Below are 6,792 nucleotides of genomic sequence, written 5' to 3'. Positions count from 1 at the left end.
CGGGTGGGGGGGGGGGGGGGGCGGGGGGGGGGGGGGGGGCGGACGGGCCACCGGGCCCCGCGGCCGGGGTGGGACGGGGACCAGGGGTCGCGCTGGGGCGCGGACCCGGGGTCGGAGCACCCGGCTTGGGTGCACCCGCGGCGGCGGAGCCACCCGCGGGCTGGGGCGCCGCGCTCTTGCGCGGGCCCGGCTTGGCAGCGGAACCACCACCGGTGGGGGCCACACCAAGCGCGTCAGTCAGCTTTCGTACGACCGGCGCCTCAATCGTCGAGGACGCCGAACGGACGAACTCACCGAGCTCGGTCAGCTTGGCCATGACGGCCTTGCTCTCCAAGCCAAGTTCCTTGGCGAGTTCGTAAACCCGGACCTTAGCCACTTCACTCCTGTCTATGAGTCCGGGGTGTCTCGTCCGCCGGACCGTCGCTACTTCATGGGCGTACCCATCGCGTACTCATCGCGTACTCATCGAGAGCTCATCGCAATCTCGACCTACTTCCACATCGCGAGGTACCTGACTGGTGGCACGGCACGCGGCTGCCCGCGAACCGTGCTTGTTGCGGTGGTTCTCCCGCCGCACTGAGCGGCGGCCGTAGCGGGTGTCGCCCCACCGGGCGGCCTGATGGACTCAGGGCGCCGGGGTGTCGACGGTCCGCTCCCCGATGAACTCGCGGAGCCGCTCCGTGTCGAGCGTCCCCTGGAGGCGGAAGGCCCGGGGAAACGCCCGACGGCGGACCGCGAGGTCGAGGCAGGCCGGATCGGGGTGCAGGTGAGCGCCCCGGCCCGGCAGTGCACCACGGGGATCAGGGACGCAGACGCCCTCGACCGCCGTGACACGCAACAGCTGGTGCTTGGCCGCTCGCTTGCGGCAGCCCACGCAGGTGCGTTCCGGGCGTGCTCGGACGTGCGTCCGGCCAGACGAAGGCAAGTCTACCCCTCCGAAGGGACATGGCGCCGCCCCACCGATCCCGGGCGGAACGACGGGGGGCTTTGGCAGGGCGAACGACCGGTCAGCGCCGCACTCAGCGGTCGGTGTCCCGACCGCCGTCCTCGGGCTGACCCTCGGTGTCCGGACGGATGTCGATCCGCCAGCCGGTGAGGCGGGCGGCGAGGCGGGCGTTCTGCCCCTCCTTGCCGATCGCCAGCGACAGCTGGTAGTCCGGCACGATCACCCGGGCGGAACGCTGGGCCAGGTCGACGATCTCCACGCTGGTCACCCGTGCGGGGGACAGCGCCGCGGCGACCATCTCCCGGGGGTCCTCCGACCAGTCGACGATGTCGATCTTCTCGCCGTGCAGCTCGCCCATCACCGCGCGCACCCGGCTGCCCATCGGGCCGATGCAGGCGCCCTTGGCGTTCAGCCCGGCCCGGCGCGACCAGACCGCGATCTTGGTGCGGTGGCCGGCCTCACGGGCGATCGCCGCGATCTCCACGCTGCCGTCCGCGATCTCCGGGACCTCCAGCGCGAACAGCTTCTTCACCAGGCTCGGGTGCGTCCGCGACAGCGTTACCGAGGCCCCGCGCACACCGCGGCGCACCGCCACGACGTAGCACTTCAGCCGGGTGCCGTGCCGGTAGTCCTCGCCCGGGACCTGCTCCTGCGGCGGCAGGATGGCCTCCAGCTTGCCGATGTCGACCAGCACGTTCTTCGGGTCGTTGCCCTGCTGGACGACACCGGTGACGATGTCGCCCTCCTTGCCCGCGTACTCACCGAAGGTCTGGTCGTCGGCGGCGTCGCGCAGACGCTGCATCATCACCTGGATGCCGATGCTGGACGCGATCCGGCCGAAGCCGTTCGGGGTGTCGTCGAACTCCTTGGGCTCGACGCCCTCGTCCAGCTCGGCCGGGTCCTCCGTCGCCCACACGGTGACGTGGCCGGACTTGCGGTCCAGGTGCACCCGGGCGCGGCGGCGCGAGCCCTCGGTGCGGTGGTACGCGGTGAGGAGGGCGGACTCGATGGACTCGACCAGCAGGTCGAAGGGGATGTTCTTCTCGTTGACCAGCGTGCGCAGGGCACTCATGTCGATGTCCACGGCTACGCCTCCTCGTCTTTTTTCGTCACGTTCGTCATGGTCCGGGCGGTGCGCAGGTCACAGCGCACCGTCGTCCCCCTCCTCGGAGGCGTCGTCGTCCGCGTAGTCCGCGGCCTCGTCGAGGAGCTTGTCGTCCTTGCGGTTGAACTCGACCTGCACGCGCGCCCGATCCACCTCGGCGTACGCCAGCCGGCGCTCCTTCGGACGGCCACGGCCCTTCACCGGCTGCACCTCGACCAGCGCGCCGTCCTCGTCCGCCTCCAGCACCCGGGCGACGATCTCCCCGCCGTCGACCAGGTGGATCTTGGCCAGTCGGCCCTCCGCGCGACGCCAGTGCCGGGGCAGGTCCAGCGAGCGCTCAGCGCCCGGCGAACCGACCTCCAGCAGGTAGGGCTCGTCGCCCAGCAGGTCCGACTCGTCCAGAGCCTCACCGACCACCCGGCTGAACTCGGCGATGGCGTCCATGTCCACGCCGCCGTCGGTGTCGACGTCGATCTGCACCTGGCGGCGGCTGCCGGCCTTGGTGACCTTGACGTCCTCCAGGTCCAGACCGGCCTGCACGGCCAGCGGCTCCAGCAACGCGCGCAGCCGGTCGGTGTGGGTGGTGCTCATCCGGGTGGACTCCTCGGCCGCGTCTGCTGTTGTCAGAAGGTCGCTCCGCGCCCTCCGGCGCCGGTCCGGCGCACACCGGGTCACGGCAGCTCGGCCCAAAGCCTAGCCGGTGAAGCCGCGAACCACCGATTCCGGACCACCCCCGACCGGGCGCACGCCACCCACTGCGAGCAAGCTCACACCCACTCCCGGGGCGTCCCAAGATCCGAATCCCCGCCCGGAATCGTGGGGATTCTGTAATCATTCACGCCTACGAAGGGCAGGCGGGGAGGCCGCCCTCCCGCACACGCCCCGGAGTGACACCCATGCAGCCGCCCAGCCGACGCACGCTCCTGGCTCTCGGGCTGCTCGCCCTCACCACCCTCACCGCCTGCACCGGCTCCCACGGCGGCGACGACGCCATGCCCGGCAACCGCGGCCCGCTGCCGAACCCGGACGAACCGGTCATCCTGCGCTCCATCGCCGCCACCGACACCCTGCTGGCCGGCTACGACGCCCTGCTCGCAGGCCCGGGCGGCGCCCAGGCCGCCGTGCTGCAGCCGCTCCGGGCCGAGGTGGCCCAGCACCGCGCCGCCCTCGCCTACGGGCTGCCGGCCGCCTCGATCCCCCCGGCGCCCCCGGCCACGCCCTCGACCACGCCCTCCACCGCGCCCTCGACCAGCCCGAGCGGGACACCGAGCGGAACGCCGGTCGGCACCCCCGCCGCGCTCGCCGCACTCGAACGGCAGACCGCCCAAGCCCGCCTCGCCGACCTGGCCGCAGCCCGACCGCCGCTGGCCCGGCTGCTCGCCTCGGTCGCCGCCTCCGACGTGCTGCACGCCGTCGCCCTCGGCGACACCACCCCGCTGGTCGCCCCGCCCCCAGCCGCCACCCCCACCGAGGCGCCGACCGCGCCCCCGAGCGACCAGCCCACCGGCTCCCCCTCCGCCGGCCCGTCGGCCGACCCCGCCGCCACCGCAGCGGTCACCGCCCTCCAGGGCGCCCTCGGCGCCGAACACGCCGCCGTCTACGGCGACGGCGGGGTCGGCGCCCGGCTCCCCGAGGACCAGCAGCGCACCGACGCCCGCACCGCCTACGCCGCCCACGAGGCCCGGCGGGACGCCTGGCAACGGCTGATCGGCTCCCTCGGCGCCACCCCGGCCGCCGCGGCCGCCGGCTACCAGCTCCCGTTCGCCGTCACCGACGCGGCCGGCGCCACCAAGCTCGCCGCCCACCTCGAAACCCGGCTCACCACCGTCTACGCCGACCTGGTCGCCGCCGTCCCCGGCCCCCAGCGGGGCGCCGCCGCCGACGCCCTGCGCGACGGCGCCCTGCGCGCCCACCGCTGGGGCGCGGCCGACCCCGCCTTCCCCGGCATCCCCGAGCCCCTCCCCACTCCCACGGCCACCACCCCCTAGGGCCCGCGGCGCTGACCTGCGGTTTCCCGTTCATGGCCGACAATGGACGGGTAACACCAACGGGGGAGCGTCAACCGGAAGGTCGGCATGTCGGGAGCAGCACCGCAGATCACCGTCCCCGCCTGGCTGGCGCGCGGCGTCGCGGCGAGCGAGGGCGAACCGGGCCGGCAGTGGCTGGCCGGGCTGCCCGCGCGGGTGGCCGCCCACCTGGCGCGCTGGGACCTCACCCTGGAGCGGGTGCTCGACCCCGGCGGCAGCCTGAGCCTGGTCGCCTACGTCCACCGCGACGACCTCTCCCCCGCCGTCCTCAAGACCGGCCTGCGGACCCCCGAGACCGCGCTGGAGCACGCGGCGCTCGCCCACTGGGCCGGGCGCGGAGCCGTCCTGCTGCTGGACGCGGACCCCGCCGAGGGCGTCCTGCTGCTGGAGCGGCTGCACGGGGACATCCCGCTGCGCTCGCTCGCCGAGGCGAAGGCGATGCTGGAGGCGACCAGCCTGCTGCACCGGCTCTGGAGCGCCCTGCCCGAGGAGCACCCGTTCCCGACCCTCGCGGCCCGGACCGCCGACACCGCGGAACGGCTGCGCGGGCACCGCGCCCTGCCCGGCGCAGCCGAGGCCGAGCCCCTGATCGCCGAGGCCCTGGACACGGCCGACGGCCTGGCCGGCTCCGCCGCCGAGACCCTCCTGCTCCACGGGGACTTCCACCACGGCAACGTGCTCGCCGCCGACCGGGCGCCCTGGCTGGCGATCGACCCGCGCCCGCTGGCCGGCGAGCGCGCCTTCGACCTGGCCCGGCTGGCGCTGGACCGGGCGGACACCCTGGTCGGCTCCCCCGGCGTGGCCGCGGCCGTCCGCCGCCGGCTGCACCAGCTCGCGGACGCGCTGGAGGTGGACCGGGAACGGCTGCGCGGCTGGACGCTGTTCCGGGCCGTCGACCTCGCCCTGCGGGCCCTGGCGGCCGGCCGCCGGGAGGACGCCGAGCTCTACCTGGAGTTCGCCGGGGCGCTGTAGCGCGAGCCCCGGGGCACGCCCTACGCCTCGCCCGGCCCGCGCAGCGGAAGCCGGGCCCCCATCACCGCGTACAGCCGGTCCGTGGCGGGAAAGCGCACCGCACGGGCGAGGTCCTGGTAGCCGAGCGCCCGGTAGAGCCGCCGGGCGGGGGTCTCCGCGTCGATCGCGGAGAGGATGCTGCGCTCCAGCCCGGAGCGCTCGCAGAGGGTGCGGATCAGCCGGGAGCCGACGCCCTGGCCCTGGTACTCGGGCAGCACGTGCAGCTCGGTGACGGCGAACACGTCGTCCAGCCAGGCGTCGTGGCCGCGCGCGTCCAGGTAGGGCTCGATCACCGTGCTCCACCAGTGGTCGCGCTGGTTGGGCATCCCGTAGCCGAAGCCGACCAGCCGACCGCCGCTCATCGCGCCGAGCGCGATCACCCCGGGCTGGTGGGCGTGCCGGCCGACGATGTGCAGCCGGACGGCGACCTCCTCGGCCGTCAGGCCGAACGCCACCGCCTGGACCTCCAGCGCCTGCGGCGCCCAGGCCGCAAGGTCGATGGCCTCGATCGTCACCCCGGTCAGCTGATCCATGCCTCGGACGTTACTACCCGTGGGCCGCCGGCGCGGGCGAAGATCGGAACCGAACTCCCGGGGGGCGGGCTCAGAACAGCACGCTCATGAACGCGCCGACCTCGCGGAAGCCGACCCGCCGGTAGGCGGCCCGGGCCCGCAGGTTGAAGTCGTTGACGTAGAGCGAGACCACCGGGGCGATCTCGCGCAGCGCGAGGTCGAGGACGGCGGCCATGCCGGTCTCGGAGAGGCCCCGGCCCCGGTACCCGGGGGCGACCCAGACGCCCTGGACCTGGCAGGCGCCCTCGGTGACGGCGCCGATCTCGGCCTTGAAGACGACCTCGCCGTCCTCGGTGAAACGCGCGAACGACCGCCCGGCGGACACGAGTTCGGCGACCCGGGCCTGGTAGAGCAGGCCGCCGTCGCCGGCCAGCGGGGAGACCCCGACCTCCTCGGTGAACATCGCCACGCAGGCGGGCATCAGCGCGTCGATCTCCTCCCGCCGCACCCGCCGCACCAGCGGGTCCGGCGCGATCTCGGCGGAGGGCACGGCGGTGGCCAACAGCGGCTGGTGGGCGCGGACTTCGCGGGCCGGGCCCCAACTGCGCTCCAGCAGCGCCCAGAAGGCGGCGGTGGCCCCGGCCGGGCCGACGATCGAGGAGCAGCGGCGGCCCTGCCGACGGGCCCGCTCGGCGAAGGCCGCGACGGCCTCCGGCCCGGCGTCGACCAGGACGAGGTTGGCCCCGGCGTAGCAGAGCGCGGCGAGGGCACCGTCCCCGTCGTACCAGCCCCACATTTCGCCGCCGAGCCGCCAGGGGTCCAGGCCGACGGCCTCGACCCGGGTGGCGACGAAGGAGTTGGCGACCGGGTCGCGGTGGAGGATCTCCAAGGCGTCCGCGAGGTCGGGGGGCTCCAGCACGCGGGTGGTGGCCAGGGCGCGGGCGGCCTGGAACGAGCCGGGGAGCATCACACCTCGATCGAGCATCGAGACAGCACCTCACTGAGACGAATCTGGCCGCACCCTACTCCGTGGCCCCACCCGGCTACGACCGTGGCCCCACCCGACTACGGCCGCGGGCCACCCGACTACGGCCGCGGGGGGGGGCCGCGTCGCACGGGCCCCCCCACCGCCCTCTAGCGGGCGGGCCCCCCCCCCGCGCCGCGGGGGGGCGGGGGGGGGGGGGCGCGGGG

At 74.9% G+C, this 6,792-nt stretch carries 8 protein-coding genes; 2 read left to right on the top strand and 6 right to left on the bottom strand.

What is annotated here, in order from left to right; all coding sequences use genetic code 11:
- The 4 genes from ACFV6I_RS23730 to rimP form a co-directional block, all read right to left on the bottom strand.
- Positions 1–376: translation initiation factor IF-2 N-terminal domain-containing protein (locus tag ACFV6I_RS23730; protein WP_380427506.1), on the bottom strand; the 376-nt coding region annotated here is incomplete at its 3' end.
- 249 nt (positions 377–625) lie between these two features.
- The gene (locus tag ACFV6I_RS23725; RefSeq protein WP_063347625.1) at positions 626–874 is read right to left on the bottom strand and encodes a YlxR family protein; all 249 of its coding nucleotides are present in this window, start codon (positions 872–874) and stop codon (positions 626–628) included.
- A gap of 145 nt (positions 875–1,019) precedes the next feature.
- Positions 1,020–2,030 (bottom strand): transcription termination factor NusA, encoded by a 1,011-nt coding sequence (gene nusA / locus ACFV6I_RS23720; protein WP_063347626.1) that lies wholly within the window; start codon positions 2,028–2,030, stop codon positions 1,020–1,022.
- 57 nt (positions 2,031–2,087) lie between these two features.
- The gene (gene rimP / locus ACFV6I_RS23715; RefSeq protein WP_063347627.1) at positions 2,088–2,642 is read right to left on the bottom strand and encodes a ribosome maturation factor RimP; all 555 of its coding nucleotides are present in this window, start codon (positions 2,640–2,642) and stop codon (positions 2,088–2,090) included.
- 305 nt (positions 2,643–2,947) lie between these two features.
- Here rimP and ACFV6I_RS23710 point away from each other — a divergent pair, with 305 nt between their 5' ends.
- A complete protein-coding gene (locus tag ACFV6I_RS23710; protein WP_380427504.1) occupies positions 2,948–4,039 on the top strand; it encodes a DUF4439 domain-containing protein in 1,092 nt (363 codons plus the stop codon).
- Between the two features lie 87 nt (positions 4,040–4,126).
- Complete coding sequence (locus ACFV6I_RS23705) at positions 4,127–5,050, top strand: aminoglycoside phosphotransferase family protein (protein WP_380427502.1); 924 nt, start codon at positions 4,127–4,129, stop codon at positions 5,048–5,050.
- A 20-nt stretch (positions 5,051–5,070) separates the two neighbouring features.
- Here ACFV6I_RS23705 and ACFV6I_RS23700 read toward each other — a convergent pair whose 3' ends face one another.
- Both ACFV6I_RS23700 and ACFV6I_RS23695 read right to left on the bottom strand, forming a co-directional pair.
- Positions 5,071–5,622, bottom strand: coding sequence for a GNAT family N-acetyltransferase (locus ACFV6I_RS23700; RefSeq protein WP_063347629.1), 552 nt, complete (start codon positions 5,620–5,622; stop codon positions 5,071–5,073).
- Between the two features lie 70 nt (positions 5,623–5,692).
- Complete coding sequence (locus tag ACFV6I_RS23695; RefSeq protein WP_350885688.1) at positions 5,693–6,568, bottom strand: GNAT family N-acetyltransferase; 876 nt, start codon at positions 6,566–6,568, stop codon at positions 5,693–5,695.
- Positions 6,569–6,792: the final 224 nt, after the last annotated feature.

The sequence above is a fragment of the Kitasatospora sp. NPDC059803 genome (assembly GCF_042732255.1).
Classification (GTDB): domain Bacteria; phylum Actinomycetota; class Actinomycetes; order Streptomycetales; family Streptomycetaceae; genus Kitasatospora.
This window is presented reverse-complemented; position numbering and strand designations above follow the sequence as displayed.